Origin of the sequence: Capnocytophaga sp. oral taxon 336 str. F0502 (assembly GCF_000411575.1) — a bacterium.
GTDB classification, from domain to species: Bacteria; Bacteroidota; Bacteroidia; order Flavobacteriales; family Flavobacteriaceae; genus Capnocytophaga; species Capnocytophaga ochracea.
Map to the genome: position 1 here is coordinate 198,768 of NZ_KE150488.1, position 23,374 is coordinate 222,141.

The 23,374-nt window shown below is 41.9% G+C and carries 13 protein-coding genes, 1 tRNA gene and 1 pseudogene; 10 read left to right on the forward strand and 5 right to left on the reverse strand.

The features are described 5' to 3' along the window. Positions 1-45: 45 nt before the first annotated feature. Positions 46-294, reverse strand: coding sequence for a ferrous iron transport protein A (locus HMPREF1528_RS00995; protein ID WP_016478263.1), 249 nt, complete (start codon positions 292-294; stop codon positions 46-48). A 736-nt stretch (positions 295-1,030) separates the two neighbouring features. Between HMPREF1528_RS00995 and HMPREF1528_RS13115 the strand changes: the two genes are divergently transcribed. The 5 genes from HMPREF1528_RS13115 to HMPREF1528_RS01020 all read left to right on the forward strand — a co-directional run bounded on the left by HMPREF1528_RS13115 (position 1,031) and on the right by HMPREF1528_RS01020 (position 7,188). After that, complete coding sequence (locus tag HMPREF1528_RS13115; protein ID WP_316928362.1) at positions 1,031-1,168, forward strand: phosphinothricin acetyltransferase; 138 nt, start codon at positions 1,031-1,033, stop codon at positions 1,166-1,168. Positions 1,169-1,297: 129 nt separating this feature from the next. Then, positions 1,298-2,542, forward strand: coding sequence for a lipocalin family protein (locus HMPREF1528_RS01005; protein WP_016478264.1), 1,245 nt, complete (start codon positions 1,298-1,300; stop codon positions 2,540-2,542). A gap of 264 nt (positions 2,543-2,806) precedes the next feature. Continuing rightward, positions 2,807-3,841 carry an inorganic phosphate transporter gene (locus HMPREF1528_RS01010; RefSeq protein ID WP_016478265.1) on the forward strand — a complete coding sequence of 345 codons (1,035 nt, stop codon included), beginning with the start codon at positions 2,807-2,809 and terminating at the stop codon, positions 3,839-3,841. A 202-nt stretch (positions 3,842-4,043) separates the two neighbouring features. Beyond that, positions 4,044-5,711 carry a gliding motility lipoprotein GldJ gene (gene gldJ / locus HMPREF1528_RS01015; RefSeq protein WP_009420001.1) on the forward strand — a complete coding sequence of 556 codons (1,668 nt, stop codon included), beginning with the start codon at positions 4,044-4,046 and terminating at the stop codon, positions 5,709-5,711. 142 nt (positions 5,712-5,853) lie between these two features. Then, positions 5,854-7,188 carry a UDP-N-acetylmuramoyl-tripeptide--D-alanyl-D-alanine ligase gene (locus HMPREF1528_RS01020; RefSeq protein ID WP_016478266.1) on the forward strand — a complete coding sequence of 445 codons (1,335 nt, stop codon included), beginning with the start codon at positions 5,854-5,856 and terminating at the stop codon, positions 7,186-7,188. A gap of 65 nt (positions 7,189-7,253) precedes the next feature. On the opposite strand, the gene HMPREF1528_RS01025 is transcribed toward HMPREF1528_RS01020, so the two are convergent. Beyond that, on the reverse strand, positions 7,254-9,428 hold the full coding sequence (locus tag HMPREF1528_RS01025; RefSeq protein ID WP_016478267.1) for a S9 family peptidase: 2,175 nt from the start codon (positions 9,426-9,428) through the stop codon (positions 7,254-7,256). Between the two features lie 176 nt (positions 9,429-9,604). On the opposite strand from HMPREF1528_RS01025, the gene HMPREF1528_RS01030 reads away from it, so the two are divergent. Then, a tRNA-Ile gene (locus HMPREF1528_RS01030) sits at positions 9,605-9,678 on the forward strand. A 193-nt stretch (positions 9,679-9,871) separates the two neighbouring features. Here the strand turns inward: HMPREF1528_RS01030 and HMPREF1528_RS12825 are convergent. Next, a pseudogene (locus HMPREF1528_RS12825) lies at positions 9,872-10,047 on the reverse strand (phosphinothricin acetyltransferase). Positions 10,048-10,947: 900 nt separating this feature from the next. Between HMPREF1528_RS12825 and HMPREF1528_RS01040 the strand changes: the two are divergent. Next, entirely contained in the window at positions 10,948-15,189 is a 4,242-nt protein-coding gene (locus HMPREF1528_RS01040) for a cobaltochelatase subunit CobN (protein WP_016478268.1), read from the forward strand. Positions 15,190-15,251: 62 nt separating this feature from the next. Here HMPREF1528_RS01040 and HMPREF1528_RS01045 read toward each other — a convergent pair whose 3' ends face one another. Both HMPREF1528_RS01045 and HMPREF1528_RS01050 read right to left on the reverse strand, forming a co-directional pair. Then, positions 15,252-16,760, reverse strand: coding sequence for a GH3 auxin-responsive promoter family protein (locus tag HMPREF1528_RS01045; protein ID WP_016478269.1), 1,509 nt, complete (start codon positions 16,758-16,760; stop codon positions 15,252-15,254). Positions 16,761-17,060: 300 nt separating this feature from the next. Further along, positions 17,061-18,026 (reverse strand): helix-turn-helix domain-containing protein, encoded by a 966-nt coding sequence (locus HMPREF1528_RS01050; protein ID WP_016478270.1) that lies wholly within the window; start codon positions 18,024-18,026, stop codon positions 17,061-17,063. Between the two features lie 303 nt (positions 18,027-18,329). Here HMPREF1528_RS01050 and HMPREF1528_RS01055 point away from each other — a divergent pair, with 303 nt between their 5' ends. The 3 genes from HMPREF1528_RS01055 to HMPREF1528_RS01065 all read left to right on the forward strand — a co-directional run bounded on the left by HMPREF1528_RS01055 (position 18,330) and on the right by HMPREF1528_RS01065 (position 23,353). Further along, a complete protein-coding gene (locus tag HMPREF1528_RS01055; protein ID WP_034567742.1) occupies positions 18,330-20,654 on the forward strand; it encodes a TonB-dependent receptor in 2,325 nt (774 codons plus the stop codon). A gap of 140 nt (positions 20,655-20,794) precedes the next feature. Next, entirely contained in the window at positions 20,795-22,012 is a 1,218-nt protein-coding gene (locus HMPREF1528_RS01060; RefSeq protein WP_016478272.1) for a hypothetical protein, read from the forward strand. Between the two features lie 105 nt (positions 22,013-22,117). Then, the gene (locus tag HMPREF1528_RS01065; protein ID WP_016478273.1) at positions 22,118-23,353 is read left to right on the forward strand and encodes a hypothetical protein; all 1,236 of its coding nucleotides are present in this window, start codon (positions 22,118-22,120) and stop codon (positions 23,351-23,353) included. Positions 23,354-23,374 lie beyond the last annotated feature (21 nt).

A 23,374-nucleotide genomic window follows, 5' to 3' on the forward strand; every position in this document is an offset into this window, starting at 1 on the left:
AGCCACACAGACAAAAACTTTGGTAAAGTGTAGCACACCTGACACCTAACCCCTATCCCCTGCCACCTGAATCAGCACACAGAGGGCATCGGTTTTACGGAGGGCGATTTGGGTGTTGTGAATGCTATAAGCAACGGGGTCGGATAGAGGACTGACGTTTTCTATCTTGATTTTTGACCCGCGTACGAAACCTAAGTCGAGCAAGCGTTGCCTTACTTCTTGTCGGCTTTCAGGGGTAAATCCTGCAATGACAGCGCTTTGTCCTATTTTCAGTGAGGCTAAGGTAATGGTCATATAAGCGTTTGTATTATCAAAATATATTTTTAGACAAGCAAAATTACAATCTTTTATTGAATTGACAAAATTATTTTAGGTTTTTAGATGTGAGGCTTTAGGTCATAGGCAATAGGCACTAGGAATTGCGATGCAAAAACGATGAGTGGAAAATGAGAGAATGAGGAAATGAGGAAATGGGGTGCGAGGTTGTGTTAGGGGAATGAGGCTGTGCCTCAGAAATCAAACAAAATTTAAACAAAATCAAGGCTGCGCCTTGTAAAGTAGCTTTTTGAAACATCAACTTTGGCAAAGTTTAAAACTTTGCCAAAGTTTGAGATGAAAAAGCAATGTGTTGAGGCTGTTAGGAGAATTCGAAAGAAAACAGAGAGATTCAAAAGAGGAGAGGGAGAGATTTTGGTGAAAAAAGGGTATAAGGAGAGTGGGGGTAGCTTATAGAGAGCTTATAGGAAGCTTATACGAATCTTGGACGATTGGTATAGGAAGGGTATATAAGTAGTTGACTCATAACATAATACAACGATGCAAAAAATGGTAAAAACGGGGTTTCGAGGCGAAAGAAAGAGGAAGAGGCACTAGGCCTTAGGGCATAGGCACTAGGAGGGAGTGTGACGGAAAAGCGGAGGAAACCTCCCCTTTTACACATACCCAGCTGTCGCGGACTTCCTCAATGAGGGGGAATGTAGTGACGGAAAAGCGAAAGAAACCTCTCGGAGAGGGGGAACTGTGACGAGTCATTTATTCGGTAAGCCCCCGAACCCCCGAAGGGGAACAAGCTGGAAAAGGAGACAAACCTCTCCCTTCTCACATACTCCGCTCTCGCGGTGCACATACCCAGCTGTCGCTGGCTACCTTCAAAGGGGGAATGTGGTGACCAATAGGGGGTTGTAAAAGGTTTTGGAGGGGTTAGGAGGAACTCGGAGGTGGGGTGTTATGACGATTTTTTGGTGAAGATAAATTAATTTTATAGTTTTGCGCCCTCAAACTAAAAATACTAACACATATGAAGAAATTTTTATTTGGGGCATTTGTTGCCCTTGCCACAATGATTTCGTCTTGCGGAAGCAAAGATGATAAAACGCCTGAGCCTCCACAGAAAACTGCCGAACTGATAGGAGCGTGGCAAATGGAATCGTCTACCATAGACGGGAAACCGAAGGCGGTTTCAGAATGTACACTAAAAGAAACGATTGTTTTTACTGAAAAGACAATGGAACGTCTTTCGTTTAAGAAGAGAAATGGTAATTGCTCTTATGAGAAACAAGACCTTTTGACTTACACTCTTTCGGGAAACACCTTTACAACCAAAGATGGAATTATCACTTTTACCATTACTGAGGGTAAACTTGTGATAGAGGGAGTCTATACAGATGTACAAGGAAACAAAAAGCCTTCTACCACTACCTATAAAAGAATTACCGAAAAAGAATTGACAGCCCTTAGAACGATGGAGTATAAAGCTCCTGATTACAAAAAACAACTGATAGGGGCGTGGCAAGTGGAATCGGCAACTCTTGATGGTGAGAAGTTAGAGCTTTCGGAGTGCTCTTTAAAAGATGCTGTTATTTTTACTGAAAGCACAGTAGAAGAGCTTATCTTTAAAAAGTATGATGAATATAATTGTACCTATAAAAAACAAGAAATAAAACCCTATACTATATCGGGGACAACTATTACACGTGAAGGTAAGACAGTTACTTTTACTGTGACTGAAACTAAATTTGAGATAAACGGAACTGGATTAGATGAACAAGGAAAAATGCGTTCTTTTTCATATACCTATAAGAAAATCAGCGAAAAAGAATTGACAGCCCTTAGAGCGATGAAGTATAAAGTTCCTGAAAAAACTACCGACCCAAAAGCACTCATAGGGGCGTGGCAGATAGAAAAAGCTACCTTTAATGGACAACCTATCGAAAAAGAACCCTGTGAAGATAAACAAGTAAGCATTTACACTGCCAATACAGTAACTAATTATGAGTTTGGCTTCAATAGTAATACTAATCGTTGTGAGTTTGAAAAAGGCAGAGCGGTGCCTTATACTGCTTCTAATGGTACGATTACTACAAAAGGCGATACTCCTGAGAACTTTTTTGTAAGAGGAAATAGGCTTGTCATTTCATTTATAGATAAAGATGATGACGATAATGAAGGAACGTATGAGTATACATTTAGGAAACTTACAGAGGCAGAACTTGCGGAGATAAATAAATTGGAGAAGAAACAAAAGAAAGATACTAAACGCTGATAATCAGTGATAAAGACATTATAGGTACGTTAAAGTTTTGTTAAACTCTGGAATTATTTTGGTAGTTTAAAAAAACGCCGTACCTTTGCCGACGCAATGAGGGTGGTAGCTCATTGTAAAACTTCAAATAATAGTTTTCATAATTTAAAGTTTTGGTTGGTTAATGGAAAAGTCCGATAGTAATATCGGGCTTTTTTTTTGCAGAAAAAGTATTGTTATTTAAAAAAGATTTTATACTTTTGCGGAGAAAAACTGATATAAAGAATGACACCCATATACAGCCAATTACTTATTCCGTTTCTCATTGCAATGGCAGTAGCCATTACGATGGGAGGTAGTGGTACCGCTCCTGCGTTCTCGGCAAGCTATGGCGCTAATGTGATTAGAAAGACTGTTATCCCGGGGTTATTTGGGATAATGGTGTTTGTAGGGGCGTTTTTGGCAGGGAAGAAAACGGCAGGTACAATGGGGAGTGGCATATTACCCTCGGAGTATTTGGATTTTACGGTGGTATCGATAGCCTTATTTTCGATAGCGGTAACGATGCTTATTTCGAACATTTCCGGGATACCGCAGTCGACCAGTCAGGCAGCAGTATTAGCCTTAGCGGCACCAGCGTTGTATTTTGAGAAGTTAGACACGAATAGGCTATTTATGGAGATTATACCTGCGTGGTTTATATTGCCTGTGATTGCTTATTTTCTGAGTTATTTCGCGGGGAAATACATTTACCAGCCGATGCGCAGGCGAGGGCTGACGATACAGCGGGCGCAGAATGAGAACAAGAAGCGTATTTGGGATGTGGCGTTGGTGATAATGGCTTTGTATGTATCGTTTGCGATAGGCTCTAACAACGTAGCTAATGCGACGGGACCTTTGTATACAATGACGATTAATGAGCTACACATTCGCGAGAGCGACCATATTGTTATCTTGATGTTGGCTACCTTGGTGGTAGCTCCGTGTTTTGGCATTGGCGCTTCGCTTTTTGGGCATAAGATACTGAAGAATACAGGGAAGGAAATAATACTTTTTGGGAAGTTTGAAGCGGTGATTATCGCATTTATATCGGGGAGCTTGTTGTTGCTGGCTTCGGTTGTAAAAGGAATACCCACCTCATTGGTACAAGTGAATGTGGCGGCTATCTTAGGAATAGGCGTAGCGAAGATGGGACATAAGAATATTTTTCGCAAGACTCAAGTAAAGCGATTCTTTGCGATGTGGATGATAGCACCTATTATAGCGTTCTTTTTGTCGTTGTTATTGGTTTTTTTAGCTGATAAGAACCAAATGTTATAAACAAAATACTTAAAGAATTGTTAAAAAATAGGGTGGGAGAAGAGGAAATATAAGAAACAAGAGAAGGAGAGAATAGAGTGTATAAAACTATAAATCAAACATATATAAAAAATACACAAAAAATAGAATATTAATATATAGTTAAAATTGAGAAAAGATGATACTACATTAAAAAAAAGTAGTATCTTGCGCCCGAATTTTTATGCTAACAAGTGTTTTTACTATGAAAAGAAATTTATTAAAAGTACCTGTTTATATGGCCTTAGCAGGATTGTTGCTCGCAGGTTGTGGCAAGAAGACTGATAAGAACACATCGAGTGCGACAGGTTGGAAAATCAACGCGAAAGAAGGTGGTTTTCAATACAATACAGATTTTAAAGACCAAGAGACAGGTCCTGGTCTTGTGCTCATTGAGGGAGGTACCTTCACTATGGGTCAGGTGGAAGACGACATAATGCACGACTGGAATAACACACCTACCCAACAACACGTACAGTCTTTTTATATGGACGAAACAGAGGTAACCAACAAGATGTATATGGAATACCTCGATTGGTTAAAACGTGTCTTCCCACCAGATGAAGAGCAATATAGGAATATATATATAGGTGCCCTTCCTGATACCTTAGTATGGAGAAGCCCTCTAAGTGCTAATGAAGCAATGGTTAGCAATTACTTGCGTCACCCTGCTTATGCTGAGTATCCTGTAGTAGGGGTAAACTGGGTACAAGCAGTACAGTTTAGTTCTTGGCGCACTGACCGTGTGAACGAGGCAATCTTGGAACGTGATGGTTATCTTGCAAAAGATGCTCGTTACCAAGTAGATGCTACTAGCACATTTAGTACCGATACTTACCTAAACGCTCCATCACAAACTTACGGAGGTAAGATAGCTGGTGAAATGGGGGGTAAGAAAACTAATAAAGAAGGAGAAGCAACTTATGCTAAACAAACTAGCGGTATTTTATTGCCTGAGTATCGTTTGCCTTCTGAAGTAGAGTGGGAATACGCTGCCAAATCTTTGGGTGGTATTCGTGAATATAACTCATTGCAAGGTAGAAAGAAATACCCTTGGGATAGCCAATACACTCGTTCTACCAAACGTAGAACTCGTGGAGACCTCTTAGCTAACTTTAAACAAGGTAAAGGTGACTACGGCGGATTAGCAGGTTGGTCAGATGATAAAGGTGATATTACTGTAGCAGTTAAAACTTACCCACCTAATGACTTTGGTTTGTATGATATGGCAGGTAACGTAGCCGAGTGGGTAGCTGATGTTTATCGTCCTATTGTTGATGATGAAATAACAGATTTCAACTATTACCGCGGTAACGTGTATATGAAACACGCTATTGGTGAAGACGGAAAACAAATAGTAGTAACTCCTGAGAATGTGAAGTATGATACTTTGATGAACGGTAAAATTATCGCTCGTAATTTGCCAGGAAATCTTGCTACTGTTCCTATCGACTCAAACGAAACCTACTTGCGTTATAACTTTACACACTCCGATAACCGCAGTTATCACGATGGCGATAAATCATCTACACGCAACTATCGCAACCAAAATGACTTGATGGCAGAAGGTTCAGAGTATACAAACTCAATGTACAATGCTCCTCGTCCTAAAAGACCAGGTAGCGATATCAGCGGTAAGGGCTATGATACTTCTAACGACCGTACTTCACTTATCGACGACGAAGTACGCGTATACAAAGGAGGTTCTTGGAGAGACCGTGCTTATTGGCTTGACCCAGCACAACGTCGTTTCTTACCTCAGTACATCGCTACTGATTATATAGGGTTCCGTAACGCTATGAGCCGTGTAGGTTCAAAAGCCAAAAAGAACCATAAAACTCCTAAAGGATAAAAACCATAAAATATTTCATAGGCAAAGAGTCTTCTTGAACTTTTCAAGAGGGCTCTTTTCTTTTTTTACAGAAAGTAAGAGAAACAATTTGCTTAACTCAAAAAAACGCTGTAGTTTTGCATTATAAAAGAACTAATAGTTTATGATAGAAGAGCTTTATCAAAGATATATAACTTCAGCGGGCGTAAGTACTGATACCCGCAATATAACACCTAATAGTATTTACTTTGCCTTGAAAGGAACTTCGTTTAACGGCAACACCTTTGCTCAAGAAGCTCTTGCCAAAGGAGCCTGCTATGCAGTAATTGATGACCCTGCTTATCACATCGCCGATAAAACACTTTTGGTAGACGATGTCCTCACTACACTCCAACAGCTCGCTACTTATCACCGCAGGAAGCTAAAAACACTTGTTATTGGTATTACCGGTAGCAATGGGAAAACCACCACAAAGGAGCTTATTAAGTCGGTATTATCACAACAACTGAACATAGTAGCTACACAAGGCAACCTAAACAACAATATAGGAGTACCTCTCACTTTGCTCACAATTAAACCAGAAACCGATATTGCTATTGTGGAGATGGGTGCCAATCACCCAGGTGAAATTGCCTTCCTATGTTCTATTGCTGAACCCGACTACGGCTATATTACCAGTATTGGTAAAGCGCATTTAGAAGGCTTTGGTTCTTTCGAAGGCGTGATAAAAACCAAAGGAGAGCTCTATGATTACCTCAAAACACACCATAAAACCATTATTGCCAATGCCGATAATCCTATCACCGAAGCACTTTTGGAAAACTATAACAATGTGTACAGTTTTGGAGTAGGCGAAGGGGTAAACGTCTCTGTGCAATGTCTCAGCACTCAACCCGTGAAAATACAGTTTACTGACTCGTCCCTACAAACCACCACAGAAGGATTCCCAGCCAATATAGAGGGCTTTACTGATGCTCCCACTGTCGCAACTTCTCATCTGGTAGGAAGCTATAACTTCACTAATATTGCTGCTTCGGTAGCTTTTGGGCGTTACTTCAAACTCTCTACAAAGGCTATTCAGAAGGGCATAGAGAGCTATATTCCTCAAAACAATCGCAGTCAGCTATTGCAATGGGGTAGTAATACTGTTTTGCTCGACGCCTATAATGCCAATCCTAGCAGTATGACTGCTGCTATCGACAATCTTCTTTCTATGAAAAGCTTCCCTAATAAAGTGCTTATTCTCGGCGATATGTTTGAGCTTGGCGATTACGCTACTCAGGAGCATCAAAGCATTGTCGATAAACTCACAGAACACCAATGGGCAGGGGTCTACCTCATCGGAAAGAATTTTAAACAAACTAAAGCGCCTTATCCGCAGTATGAAACCTTTGAGGAATTCCGAGAAGTCTTTAAGAAGCTTTCTTTTCAAGACAACCTAATACTCATCAAAGGTTCAAGAGGAATGGCTTTAGAAAGACTTATAGCCAACTCTTAAAGAGCATAAAAAAACAGCGAAGGGCTGTCGGCAATGCCGACAGCCCTTCGCTTATCCTCTGATAACTACTGATTGTGTTTCTTCACATAATCAATAATTCTTTCTGTAAGATTGATATGGTCAGTACCCCGTACACCGTGTGCGTGCATCGGGTAGATAAATAACTCTATAAAGTCGTTTTTCTTGATAGACTCACGTGTAATACTCATCAGGTGCTGAGGTACTACTACATCGTCTACACTGCCGTGAATAAATAGTAGTGGGCGCTTCAAGTTCGTGAGGTATTTGCCCACTCGGCTATTCTCGTAACCCTCTGGGTTTTCTTGTGGGGTATCCATATAGCGCTCGCCATACATCACTTCGTAATACTTCCAATCGGTTACAGCCCCTCCTGCCACAGCAGTTCTGAATATTTCAGGGTGACGAGTGAGCAAGCTCGAAGCCATAAATCCTCCAAAACTCCATCCGTGTACTGCTATCCTATTGCCATCTACATAAGGCAGACTCTTCAAATAATCCACCCCTTTAAGCTGGTCTTTTACCTCTATTTCTCCCAAACGACGGTGAATTACACTCTCAAAAGCAAAACCTCTGTTTTCACTACCGCGGTTGTCTAAGGTGAACACAATATACTGTTCGTTTTCTACAAAAGCGTGTAACCACAAGTAAGTATCTGCCAACCATTCGTTTTTCACCTGTTGGGCGTGTGGTCCTCCATATACATAAATCAGCACAGGGTACTTTTTGTTAGGGTCAAAAGTCTTAGGTTTGTGCAATTTACCGTAAAGAGGCGAACCGTCTTCGGCTTTCAGCGTTACAAACTCAGTAGTGCCTACCGCAATACCTTCCAGCGGATTCTTAGCCGTAAGCAAACGCTGTCTACTGCCTTTATCCGTATTTACAAGGTCTATATTTTGTGGAACGCTGATACTGCTATAGCTATCCAAAAGATATTTCCCGTCACTGCTCAGCTGTACGTTATGAGTTCCTGCTTCGGGAGTAAGAGCACTCACCTTTTTAGGGTTTTTAAGCTCTATCTTAAAGCAATGTTGTTCACGTGGGTCAGCACCTGTACCGGTGATAAATACGTATTTCCCTTGTGCGTCGAAACCTAAAATATCTTGCACTACCCAACGGAAATTGCTAACTTGCTTAATGAGTTTGCCATTCACATTGTAATGGTATACATTTGTAAAACCATCGCGCTCGCTTAGCCATAAAAACTCATTTGCGTTGTTCGGCAAGAACACAGCTGGCTTTTCGGGCTCTACCCATTTAGCGTTGCGCTCTTCAAAAATTGTATTTACCTTTTTGCCCGTACGTGCGTCGTAACGGTTTAAGGCAAAGTGGTTCTGCGCTCTGTTTACTTCCGCCAAAAGGATATATCGCTCATCAGGGCTCCAAGCCAAATTCGTGAGAAAGTGCTCATCGGTAGTGTTGATGTCTAAATAAGAAACCTTCCCGCTTTGGAAATCGTAAATCCCTACTGCTGCCTGCTCGCTCGGCTGACCTGTCATCGGGTATTTAATCGCTTTTAAGGTAGCAGGAGTGGTGGTAATATCCACCAAAGGGTAATCAGCCACCTTGCTTTCGTCTTTCTGATAGAAAGCTAAATAATTGCCCTTAGGCGAAAAGAAAATGCCTTTATTAATGCCAAATTCGTTGCGGTGAATCGATTTACCCGCTACAATATTCGCATCAGTAAAAGCAGTAACCGCTTGTTTTTCATTCTTTTCAGTAGCCAAATACAAATTATTATCTAAGGTATATGCCACCGATTTTGTAAGAGGATTGTATTCAGCGTTTTCAGCCCCTTTGGGTAGTGTGATACTACTGAGCACATTCTTGCGCTCGTAATTGTAACGGTAATAAGTATTATCCATTTTTAAAACCATTTCCTCTTTACCGATATAGTTGATAGGAGGCAACGAACCGCTGTTCCGCAAGTAGCTTTGCAACCACTCAAACCCCATTGTGAGCTCACTGCCAATAGCACCCACTTTTTCACCTTTGGGATTGAAAATCTCATACGTATCACCTTTGCTGTACAGATACAGGTCAGTGCCCTCAATCCACTGCAAATTATCCAAAGTTTCAGGAGAGAGCAAGCGGTATCCCATTTCAGAAGAAGGGTCTTGTACCGCGTGAAAAACCGCTTCGGCAACCGTCAGTTTACGGTCTTGAGCTAACGCCGAAAGCGTAATAAAAGCTACGAATAGCGAAGTAATAACTCTTTTCATAATTCAGTTTTACCAATGTAATGAATTGTTTTTACAGCGCAAAAATAAAACATTCTCTTCAAATAGCCAAAGCCTTCATCACTTATTTTTACCCTTTTTCTCGAAAAAAATCCCTATAAATTTGGTCAATTCATTTTTAAATACTACTTTTGCACCGTCTTAATTAAAAACAGACAGGTCTCATAGCTCAGCTGGTTAGAGCATCTGACTCATAATCAGAGGGTCGTTGGTTCGAGCCCAACTGGGACCACCCTCAAAACAAAAGCACTTACAAACATTTGTAAGTGCTTTTTTATTATACCCCAACTTCGGTTTAACTATATTTTCCGTCCCCACACACCTCCCTTTTTTTCGCTACTCTCCCCCTTTGAAGATAGCCCCTATCGCTAGCGCGAGCTTGTAGCTCGTGCCCATTTGGTTCCTCCCAACCTCTTCAAAACCTTTTACACTCCCCTATTAGTCACCACATTCCCCCTTTTCCGTCCCAACATTCCCCTTTTGAAGGTAGCCAGCGACAGCTGGGTATGTGCCCTGCGAGAGCGGAGTATGTGAGAAAGGGGAGTTTGTCACCTTTCCCAGCTTGTCCCCCTTCGGGGGTTCGGGGGCTTACCGAATAAATGACTCGTCACAGTTCCCCCTCATTGAGGGGGCTAGGGGGAGGTTTCCTCCGCTTTTCCGTCACACTCCCTCCTAGTGCCTATGCCCTAAGGCCTATTGCCTCTTCCTCTTTCTTTCGCCTCGAAACCCCGTTTTTACCGTTTTTTGCATTGTCGTATTATATTATTAATCAATTATTTATATACCCTTTCTATACCAATCGTCCAAGATTCGTATAAGCTTCCTATAAGCTCTCTATAAGCTAAGACCTCCCTCCTCACACCCTTTTTCCATCAAAAGTCCTTCCTCCTCTCTTCCGTTCTTCTCCGATATCTTTCGAATTCTCCTAACAGCCTCAACACATTGCTTTTTCATCTCAAACTTTGGCAAATTTGAATAAACTGACAATACCTCCGCAGGCACTTTTCTTGTAGCTCACACCCCATTTACCAATTCTCTCATTTCCTCATTCTCTCATTTTCCGCTCATCGCTTTTGCGTCGCTATTCCTAGTGCCTAAGGCCTATGGCCTAATACCTTTTTTCCACTATTTATTATTATTCAAAATAATTTTCTTATCTTTGCACCCAAGTTTTCATTACATTAATGTTAACCTATCTATTAATTAAATTGCCCATCGGTGCACATCACAATTGTCAATTGAAAGACTATTCGTATAATTTGTGCGAGACTTAAAAACAGCGAAGCTGTTCATTTGCTCGATTTTTTTTAAAGATTTGTAAGATTTCTGTAGCGTAAGCTACACTTTTCTTACATCGAACTCACGTTAAAAGCAAGCATTTTACAAAGCATTACCTTGATTTTGCTTAATTTCTGAGGCACAGCCTCACCTGTTCACATAAAACCTTTTTGTCTAATTTATAAAACAATCTGTTGTCGTGCTACGACCCACAGCAAATAAGATGAAAAAAAAGATTCTATCCATCATTGCCCTGCTCCTTATAGTAATAGCAGGTTATTTCGTATGGCGAAAATACATCGCCCCCACCCGTATCGCATTGGTGAACTTCATCAGCTATCAGGCGTCCAATATCGCCCTTTCTAATTCCGATAAGTTTATCAAAATCGAAGAAGTCCCCCTCGACCAACTCGATAAACTCAAAAACTACGACTTCGTCCTCGTATGGGCAATGGGACTGAAAATTAGCGACGAACAGCGCAATCAACTCATCGATGCTGCTAACCGCGTGCCTTTTCACAGTTTCGCCGTTACCAATCCCGATAACGATATCAGTAGCCTCAACGAAACCGAACTCAAACACGTAGGCGACTATCTGATGAGTGGCAATAAAGCAAACTACCAAAACCTCGTTCGTTATGTCCGCAAATATATCGACAAGAAATGGTTTGCTACCGAACCCGCACCACCTATCGAACGCAAAGAAAACGTCTACTTTCATTTAGACGACGAGCGCTCTTTCAGCTCTCTTAAAGAATATCAAGAGTATATTCAGAAGAATAATTTCTATAAAGAAGGAGCTCCTCGCATCGCCATAGTAGCAGGCTTACACGAGCCTTTTGGCGGAAATAAAGAACATCTCAATGGGGTAATAAACGCCTTGCAGAACGAGGGTATGAACGTCTATCCTTTCACCGCTCAAGAAAAACGCATCGACTTCCTTACCGAAATCAATCCCGATGCCATTGTCTATTTTCCTCACGGACAAATGATGATGGGGCAACCCGAACTGTTTATCAATTGGGCTAAGGAGCACAACGTACCCCTCTTCACGGGATTATCGGTCTTAGCAATGAAAGACGATTGGGAAAAAGACCCTATGGGTATGTCGGGCGGCTTTATGGGGCAAACCATTGTAATGCCCGAGTTAGACGGGGCGCTCTATCCTTATGTAGTGATTGCCCAAGAACAAAACAAACAAGGTTATTACTTCCTCAACACTATCGAGAACCGCGCCCGTAAGTTCGCCAAAATTATTCATAACTTCACCGATTTAAAACGTAAACCTAATGCCGACAAGAAGTTGGCGATTGTTTACTTCAAAGGTGTGGGGCTTACTCCTGCTGCCGCTCAAGGGTTGGAGGTCGAACCTTCACTATTCCGCTTTTTACATCAACTCAAAAACGAAGGTTATAACGTAGGAACGCTCCCCGCTACACAAGCCGAATTCAATCAGCTACTGCTCACGCACGCCAATACTTATAGAGCCAATGCCAAAGGCGATATCGAAAAGTTCATCAGTACAGGTGCACCTGCTTTGGTAGAAGCTCACGAATTAGATGCTTGGCTCAAAAAAACTTTACCCGAAAAACTCTATAAACAAGTAATCGAAAAGAACGGTGCTGTACCGGGCACTTACCTCAATACTTCTAAGGACGGTAAAAATTATCTGGCAGTAGCCCAACTCACTTTCGGTAATATCACCATTCTGCCTCAACCTCCTGCCGCTATTAGTACTGATGATGATTTTAAAGTGTTGCACGGCGTAAAAGAAATCCCTCCTTATGCCTATATGGGGGCATATCTTTGGATACAAAACGGCTTCAAAGCCGATGCGCTCATTCACTTCGGTACGCACGGCTCATTGGAGTTCACCCCTAATAAACAAGTAGCCCTCTCCGATTACGATTGGGCAGATATCTGTGTGGGTACCGTACCACATTTCTACTATTATACTATCGGAAATATAGGCGAAGCGATGATGGCAAAACGCCGTTCGTACGGCAGTATTGTGTCTTATCTTACCCCTGCTTTTACCGAAAGCGATATGCGCAATACCTTCAATAATTTAGAGAACACCATTCTTTCTTATCAGAAAGCAAAGAACCCTATCGATAAACAAACCATTGGGTTACACATCAAAAAGTTAGCCGTAACAATGGGCTTACATCGTGATTTGCGTTTGGATAGTATCCTCTCCAAACCGTATACCGAAGCCGAAATCGACCGCCTTGCTAACTTCGCCGAAGAGATTGCCACCGAGAAGATTAATGGCGAATACTACGTAATGGGAGTCCCTTATACTCCTGATAAAATTAATTCTACCATCTTGGCTATGAGTGCCGACCCTATTGCGTACAGTTTGGCTACCTTAGATAAGTACCACGGTAAAGTTACCGAAGCCGACCTTAAACACAAAGCCTTTTTCACAACTCATTATTTAAACCCTGCTAAGAGCTTAGTAAACCAAATACTCGCAGGCAAACCAGTTTCTACTGAACTGATTTGCAACTATGCTCATATTTCTGCTGACGATTTGCAAAAAGCCAAAGCTACAATGGCTAAAGAAGAAGGAAGTGGTATGCCTTATTTCTTACAACAGCAGATGAAAAAACAAGCTACGGTTTCAGCAACCACTACTGCTACTCACACAACAGCCACAGCTTCGGCTACTGCTAAGAAACCTGATGCCGTAGGTCGTCCTACCAAAATCAAAGCTCCTGCCAAAAAGGAAGACCGCAAGCCTCTTACTAAGGAAGAGCTGACAGCTCTCAACGCTCAAAAAGCTAAAATAGATTATGCACGTGCCTTGGTAGATATCGAAAGAACCATTACCAATGTAGCGCTCTATAAAGACGCCTTGCAAAACAGTCCGCGTTTAGAAGAAAAGGCTTTCTTCAATGCTCTAAATGGTGGTTACACCCCTCCTTCCTCAGGAGGTGATGCAGTAGCCAATCCTAAAGGTGTACCTACCGGTCATAACCTCTATGGGGTGAATGCCGAAAGTACACCGTCTAAACTCGCGTGGGATAGAGGCGTAGCTTTAGCCCAAAATGTAATTAGTGAATACCAAACCAAACACCACGAATATCCCAAGAAAATAGCCTATACTTTTTGGAGTTCTGAATTTATAGAAACCGAAGGTGTATCTATCGCCCAAGCTTTGTATATGTTAGGTGTTGAACCCGTATGGGATAGCTTTGGTCGTGTAGGCGATGTGCGCGTCATTCCTTCTGAAGAGTTGGGTCGCCCTCGTATCGATGTAGTGATTCAAACCTCAGGTCAGTTTCGCGATTTAGCAGCTTCTCGTTTGTTCTTGCTTACCAAAGCCATTCAAATGGTATCAGCTCTTCCTGAGGAAGCATATGCCAATGAAGTGAGCGCAGGTAGTGTAGATATCGAAAAACAATTGGTAGAAGCCGGAGTATCGCCCAAAGAAGCCCGCGAACTTTCTACCGAACGTATCTTTGGTGGCTTGCAAGGTCGTTATGATACAGGCACTAAGGAGTTGATTAATTCCGGCGATAAGTGGGAAACTCAAAAGGATATCGCTGAGGTTTATATGCATAATATGGGCGCTTTCTACGGCAGTAAAGACAATTGGAGCAAGTTCCAAGAAGGTATGTTCCGCGCCGCTATCAAGAACGCCGATGTGCTCATTCAGCCTCGCCAAAACAACACTTGGGGAGCGCTTAGCCTCGACCACGTCTACGAGTTTATGGGGGGTATGAATGCTGCTATCAAAGAAGTGAACGGCAAAGACCCCGATGCCTACCTCGCCGATTATCGCAACCATAAGAATATGCACGTGCAAGAACTCAAAGAAGCCGTAGGGGTCGAAGCTCGCAGTACAATATTCAATCCTAAATACATCAAAGAAATGATGAAGGGTAAGGCTTCAAGTGCCGGGCAAATAGCCGAAATCGTTACTAATATGCACGGTTGGGAAGCTACTCGCCCCGAACTCATCGACGATGCAATGTGGAATGAGGTATATAACACTTATATAGAAGATAAACATCACCTGGGCATCACCAATTTTATAAAGAAAGAAAACGTAGCAGCCTTGCAAGAGGTAACTGCTGTAATGCTCGAAGCTACCCGCAAAGGTATGTGGAAAGCCTCCGATGCCCAAATCAGTAAACTTGCCGATATCCATACCGACCTCACCAAGCAATTCGGTGTAAGCTCTTCTCATTTCTCTTCTGAAAATAAGAAGTTGCAGGATTATATCAGCAAAAAGGCTTCACCTGCCAATGCCCAAGCGTATCAGCAACAGCTCGCTCAATCGCACCAAGGCAGTCAGGCACAAGCCAATACCCAAGATGCAAAAGTCCTCAAAAAAGAAGAAACCTCTGCCGGAAGTCCTCAAGAAAAAGTATCACTCAGCGCCCTTTGGATAGGCGGAATAGTGCTCCTCGCTTTCGTCGGTCTCATCATCTTCATTCGCAAAAGAAGAAGATAATTTAAAGTTACAGCAAAGAAGAAAGGCTACCCAATAGGGTAGCCTTTCTTCTTTTAATTTCATTATAAATTTAATAACTCCTCCACGTACTCCCTACTGTTCGAGAGTCGAGGTACTTTGTTTTGCCCACCAAGCTTATCCTTGTGTTTGAGCCAGTCGTGAAAAAGCCCCGTGCGAGCCTTGTGCACTTTGGGCATATTCAGCGTCATATTGTTGTAGCGTTTAGCTTCGTAATCTGAGTTAAGTTTTTGCAGTTCGCGGTCTAATATCTCGGTAAATTGCTCCAAACTCTCAGGAGGTGCATCAAACTCTATTACCCATTCGTGCCCTCCTTTCAGCTTGTCTTGCATAAATATAGGCGCAACCGTGTAGTCTATTAAGTGACTATTAGTCTGCTCACAAGCCTTTTCTAAGGCGCGCTCGGCATTCTCTACGATGAGTTCTTCTCCAAATACATTAATAAAGTGCTTGGTACGACCCGTAATCTTAATCCGATAAGGCACTACCGAAGTAAACCTTACCGTATCTCCTATCATATAGCGCCACAAACCGGCATTGGTAGTAATCACCATCGCATAGTTCTTCCCTATTTCCACCTCACTCAGCGGAATTGCCTTTTGTTCTGCAGTACCAAAAGTCTCCATCGGTATAAACTCATAGAAAATCCCGTAGTCGAGCATTAGCAACATCTCGTCCGAATTGTTGCGGTCTTGAATTGCAAAGAACCCTTCGGAGGCGTTGTATATTTCGTAATAACGAAAACTATCCAAAGGAATAATATGCCTATACTGTTCGCGATACGGTATAAAGCTCACCCCTCCGTGAAAGTATACTTCTAAGTTTGGCCACAACTCCAAAAGATGTTCCTTTTTGGTTTCTTCTAAAATCCGATTCAAAAGCACTAACATCCACGAAGGAACCCCCGCAATACTAGTCACATTCTCTGTTTTCGCTTCTTTGACAATCGCTTGTAACTTACTCTCCCATTCACTCATCAGCGATACTTTGTTGCTGGGGGTACAACTCCATTCTGCCCAAAAAGGCAGGTTTTCAATCAAAATCGCCGATAAATCCCCAAAATAAGTACCGTTTTGTTCATACAGTTGCTTGCTCCCTCCCAGTCGCAAACTCTTGCCTTTAAACAGATTCGAATCCTCGTTGTTATTTAGGTATAAGCACAGCATATCCTTCCCCGATTTGTAATGGCACAATTGCAGTGCCTCCTCACTTACCGGAATAAACTTACTCTTAGCGTTAGTAGTCCCACTGCTCTTGGCAAACCATTTTATCGGCGTATGCCAAAACACATTCCGCTCCCCTCGTCTTGCCCTTTCTACGTAAGGCTCAAAGGCTTCATAAGAAACTAATGGTGTATTTCTACTGAATTGCTCATAGTTTTTCACCTCAGCAAAGTTATATAGTTTGCCGAGTTCAGTGTCTTTGGCAGCATCGAGAAGCTCCAAAAGCACACGTTCTTGCACCTTATGTGGGTGCTCTACGAACTCTTGTATTTGGTCAATACGGCGTTTTAAAAACCACGAAGTAATAGAATTGAATAAAGCTAATGGCATATCCTGTATAACAAATTACAAGTGACAAAAGTAATAATTATTTCTGAACTAACAAGAAACTACTATTACAATTAAGTTACAAAAGTAACTTTTCTCCGCCGGTTTGTTGTCTTTCTGCAACTTAAACACCATATTCTTTTCAATAATCAGCAAGCAACCCTCCCCTAAGCACTATCTCTTCTACGATACTCAACTTAAAGCAATCACTGTACCGAACTGTTTCTTTCCTCCCTATTGTCATATCTTTTTATGGTTTTTAGTATAAACCTATTTCAGGATATGACATATGACATATGACATTTACCTCTTATCTCTTACCTCCTTTGCATTTCTACCAAACTTCTTCTTAAAGGCAGTCGAAAAATGCGATATATAATCATATCCACAGGTAATGGCGATTTCACCTATACTCTTATCGGTGTGAAGGAGCAATTGTTGTGCCAACTCCATTTTATAGTCGTATAGATAACCAAAAACAGTAGTGCCAAATACCTCTTTAAAACCATAACACAACTTCTTTTCGTTCACACCTACGGCACGTGCCAATTCAGTTATCGAAGGCGTAACGTCCAACTGATCCGTAAGGCGGTCGCGCACTTCGTACATCTTCCGCACGTCGGTTTGGGTTTTGCAGTATTGGTATACTTGTAGCTGTTGCTGTTCGTATTGATGTAATTGTAACAAAAAAAGTTCCTGCACTTTTAGGTCGGCATAAGGTCGTGCTGCCTTGCCCAAAAGAGAAGCGTGTTGCAGTTGGTCAAGGACAGTTTGCATAACAAAGTCAGTAGGAAGTGATTGTTCAGGCGAAAGAATAAAGTTACCACCCCGCTCATAGCGCTGGTACCACGCCATAAAAGTTTCAGGGTATTGAGTAGCTATTTGCGCAAATTGCTCAGCACTGATAGCAACCGTAATCACTTCTATAATATCATCTTTATGCAACAAGTCTTTGCCCAAGCATTCTTCTTTACCAAAAAAGATATTGTGAGTCCCCGCCTTACTGATACAATCTCGCCCGTCTACCTGCACTGTCATACCTTTGTAGGTTCGGGTTACAAAATAAAGACGCACTGAGGGGATATCCATACGTCCCACAAAAGTCACTTCCTCTTTCATTTGTACTTGCCATCGGTAGTAAGTATGATTGCCTAAGGCTTGTTGTTCCAATTGAAACACCCCCATTTGTTCATTCACTCTTTCGTAATAATTTTGCACCTCTTCTTCGTTAGTTGCCAAAGGTAATGTTATTTCGTTTATCATATTCATCAGTCGTTTATCACGTTCATAAGCCGTTTGCCGTCAGCCTCACCAGCCAGCTACAAACAACTAATCACTTTATTTGCTATTCAGATGTAAAACTTTGCTAAGGAAATTAAACAATCGTGCTTCCTTTTTGCTGTATTTTTGCACTCTGAAATCTGTTGTTTAGAACAAAAGTAAATAACATATTTCAAACCACCAAATATTTTAGCTTTTAGTTTTTTAGTCGTTAGCAGTTAGCAAGCGATTAAATACTGATTATTAGGTAATTCAACTTTGCCAAAGTTTGAGATGCAAAAACCAATATCTATGTTAAACAAAACTTTTCTTTTACTACTACTCTTCAGTCTTTCTATATCAGCTCAAAACACTGCCGAACTCATTGGTACGGTTACCGATAAAGTAACTCACCAACCTTTAATAGGTGCCGATGTTTACATCAAAGAACTAAACAAAGGTGTGAGCACCGATGCACGCGGTCAATATCGATTGGCACACTTGCCCGAAGGGAATTATACCGTGTGGTTTAGTTTCCTCGGTTATCAAACTTTTGGAAAGAAAATCAGTGTGAAAGGACAGGTACGTTCAGATGTATCGCTGAAAGAACAAGCCGAAGAAATAAGCGGAGTAACTGTTTCGGGCAAGAGTATCGCTCACCAAAAGAAAGAGCAGAGTATGCCCGTAACGGTAATTGATATGAGTAACCTGCGAGGTACGGTAAGCAGTGTGCAGGACATTCTTCTAAAAACCGTAGGTATCACTTTGCGTTCTTCAGGAGGGGTAGGCAGTAGTTCACGTATCTCAGTAAGAGGGTTAGAAGGCAAACGCATAGGCTTTTTTATAGACGAATTGCCCTTAGGTGAGCAAACGGATTATATCGATATCAATGATATCCCCATAGATATGATTGACCGTATTGAGATTTACAAAGGAGTAGTACCAGCACGCTTCGGGGGCTCATCGCTTGGAGGAGCTATCAATATCGTTATTCGCGAATACCCCGATAAATATGCCGACCTCAGTTATGGATATGAAAGTTACAACACCCATAAGGCACAAGGGGTATTCAAACGCAACCTCAAACAGCGCGGATTGGTATTCGGTATCGGTGGAGGCTATACTTCATCGGATAATAACTATACTTTCGATTCTCCTTTTCAAGAAGGATTACGCATCACCCGCAATCACGATAAGTACCGCAAGCTCATCATTGGCGGGAGCTTCAAAGCAAAGAAATGGTGGTTCGACGAAGTAGAATTAGAACCCGTGTTCGTCAAAACCTATAAGGAAATTCAAGGTATCGAATACGATATACGAGAAGCCCATAGTCAGTCGTTAATGACTGGGCTTTCTAATAAACTCGAAAAAGATAATTTCCTCACAGAAGGCTTAAACCTCGATATGTTCAACGGATTGGTAATTACCAAAATGAACTTCATCGACAAAGCCACCCGTCGCTATGAGTGGGACGGTAGCTCCTACCCTACCCCTTCGCGTTATGGCGGTGAGGCAGGTTATAACTACCCATCGGACTCTGATGATAAAAAGCTTACTTTTATTAATAAAACCAATTTGGAGTACATTCTTACTGAACGCCATTCGCTGAATATCAACAGTGTGTTTTCTATGGCAAACGGTACGCCCAAAGACGACTTAAAGACCCTGAGCCTGGGTAAGCAAGTGAATTTCGATTCGCAAATGCGCAGTTGGATAAGCGGACTTACATACGACTTCCGTACGCTTAACGACGTGTTTTTAAACTCGCTCACAGTACGCCATTATATGTATACTATGCACACCCAAATGGCGCCACTCTTCGTTCCCGGCAAGTACGATGTAGACGTAAACAAGAGCGATTTTGGGGTGAATAATGCGATGCGTTACCGCTTCCTGCCTTCGCTAATGGGGAAACTCTCTGCTGGTTATGAGGTGCGTATTCCTTCGGAAACGGAGCTCTTAGGCGATGGTATAGCTGTAATTCCCAGTCCTGATTTATTGCCAGAGCGTAACCTCAGCGCTAACCTCGGTTTGCTGTTCGACCTTACAGGCAAGCACCCTACCAATGCTCAGATAGAAATGAACTTCTTCTATATGTATTTGCAAGATATGATACGTTATACTGCCGGACTCATAGGGGCACAATACCAAAACTTTGGAGAGATGCGTACTCTTGGGGTAGAGTTCGAAGCCAAAGCCGATGTATTGCCTTCGCTTTATCTATACGGCAACACTACTTATCAAGACCTGCGCGATACACGTGCTTACGAGCCAGAAAGCACCGTACCTAACCCTACTAAAAACAAACGTATGCCTAATATACCATACTTAATGGCGAATGCAGGCTTGGAGTTCCACCGCGAGAACCTCTTTGGCGGTACGGGACAAAACACACGCCTTTTTGCCGATGTTGCTTTCGTAGAAGAATATTACTATGATTTTGAAATGACGCAATTGCAGAAACGCCGCATTCCGCGCAGTACGACCATTGATATAGGTTTTGAGCACAGTTTCTTGAATAATAAAGTATTTCTCTCAGGGAAAGTGCGGAATATAACGAATGAAAAGACCTTATCAGAATTTAACCGCCCATTAATGGGAATCAATGGAGGGGTGAAGCTAAGAGTAATATTCTAACTCCCTCTCGTCCGAACTAAAAATATACTTTAACTATACTTTCAGTGGGTCTACAGTGGGTCTACAATAAATTAAAAGCGAATCTAAAATATTCAATAAATGTAGTAAACCAGTAATTAATAAATATATAATATCATATTATGAAAAAATCAATCATAACAGCGTGCTTATTAGCACTACTAGGTGTGTCTTGCAAGAAAGACGACAACAACAACCCCATTCCTTCTAATGGAGGAGCCGGAAAGTACCTATTACAAACTTCTATCAAAAGTGCTGATGGCACGACGGGGACTTGCTATCTGCAAACCTTTGCAAACCTTTCAGGGAACATCAACAACAGTAAGGGGGCTCAAATTCCTTTTGGCGCTATCATAGTAGTGGAAGGTAATGATATTTTTGTTGTCGATGATTACACTGGCGAAAAAGGAGTAACAAAATGGCAATATAACCCTAAGAATCATTCGATAGTGGCAGGAGCTATGCTTTCTATTCCCGCTAATTCACAAGCTTCTGCCTTGGTGAAAGTGAGTGATACCAAAGCTTATCTGCCCCTTTTTGCCTTAGGACAAATCATCGTGCTCAACCCACAAACGATGAAAAAAATAGGATCAATAGACCTAAGTGCTTATGCGCATACCGATAACAACCCAGAGCCTTCAACAGGTGTTGTAAAAGACGGTTATTTCTACTTGGCATTGGCACAAGAAAAGAAAAACTACGAGCCTTATGAGGATTATGTACAAGCCGATGTAGCAATTATCAATATCCAAACTGATAAGGTAGAAAAGGTAGTTTCTGAAAAGACTTCAGGCATTTGTTACCCTACCCGACCTTCAGAACGCGGAATGATGTTCAGCACGGAAAATAAGGATATTTATATCGCTTGTCCTGGTTTCTACGGTTTCAATCCTGCGCACCCTAAGTTTGGTTTTGTTTGTATCCCCAATGCTAAAACAGTTTCGGAAACTGCTTTCGATAGTAATAAGTCGTGGGATTTATCGCAAGTAACCATTCAGGGCACTCAGTACAAACCCGCTTCTATTCTCAATACTAAATATATAGGAAGCGGAAAAGTAGTAGCTTATGTGAGTATTGCCGAGCTCTATGGTGACAATCCTTTTACGGCTAAAATGGCAATGGCAGTGCTAATAGACCTCAATGCTAAGACGATAAAGAAGATAGAAGGTGTACCTCTTACTGACCCACAAAGTCTGTTTATAGGTTCTTATGAGAACGACGTGATTCTAAGTGCTTTTGGCAGTGACAAAGTAGGGTTGTTCCGCTACAACCCCACTAATGGCAATGTACAGCAAGTGCTCACCACCGAAGGGAATCCCACTTTCTTCCACGCATTTTAGTGCGAGCCACACGGGCTGTTTGCTAATTTTGCGTATTAACATAATTCGTCAAAGTCTATAACACCCTCTTAAAAAACAATAATGAATCAAAAAAAATAAACTACAATGAAAAAATCAATCATAACAGCGTGCTTATTAGCACTACTAAGTGTGTCTTGCAAGAAAGACGACAACCCTACCCCTGCTCCCATACCTCCAAGTAATGTGGTTTATACAGGTGATTTCTTATTAGAATCCTCTGTCAAAAACCCTGATGGTATGAGTGGTAGTTCTTACCTTCAAATCTTTCATAAAATGGCGGGAGGTATCGCTATTGATAACTCCAAAGCTGAGCAAATAGAGTTTGGCTCTTCGATACAAGTAGAAGGGAAAAGTGTCTACCTCTTCGACACTATGAAAGGTGTCGGCGGTATCACCCAATATACTTACGACCCTACTACCAAAAAGCTCACCAAAGGAGCAAATCTCGCAGGGCTTTCTAATTCGATGGTAGGTCATCTCGAAAAAGTAAGTGCTACGAAAGCCTATGTACCTATGTACACACAAGGCGTGGTGTGGATTATCAACCCACAGACAATGCAAAAAACAGGAGAAATCAATCTCGCCCAATACGCTCACGGCGACAGTAGTCCTGAGCCTGCTATGGGGATTATTCGCGATGGCAAGTATTACCTATGTCTCAACCAAATCAACCCTGGAGCAGGTTGGCAACCTTACGCCGACTACCAACAGTGTGATATGGCTATCATCGACACTCAAACTGATGTGGTAGAGAAAGTAGTATCGGAAACCACTACCAAACTCACTTTCCCCACTCGCCCTATGGCACAATGTAAAGGAATGCTCTTTACCAATGAAGCAGGTGACCTTTATATAGCTACCGCAGGTTATTTTGGATATTCCAAAGACAATACTAAATGCGGTTTCCTCTGTATTCCCAAAGGAAAGACTGAATTCGACAGTAGCAAATCGTGGGATATCTCTACTACTCCTATTGCAGGCACTAATTACAAGCCTGCTAGCGTGTACAACTGTTTGTATATAGGCAATGGTAAAGCTGTAGCTTATGTGGGTATCGTGGAACTCGGTGGCGCAAACCCCTATACTGCTAAAAACGCTATGGCAGTACTCATAAATTTCAACAACAAATCTATCAGCCAGATAAGAGGCGTTCCGCTTACTGACGGACATAGTATTCTCATCACCAAACTGAAAGATAGAGTACTCTTTGGCGCTTTCGGTACCGATAAAAGAGGCTTATTCGATTTCAACCCTGCTACTGAAACCGTAGAACAAGTGCTTAGCACTACTGGAAACCCCGCTTTCTTTCACGAGTTCTAATTTTTAGAATCAGACCTGTCG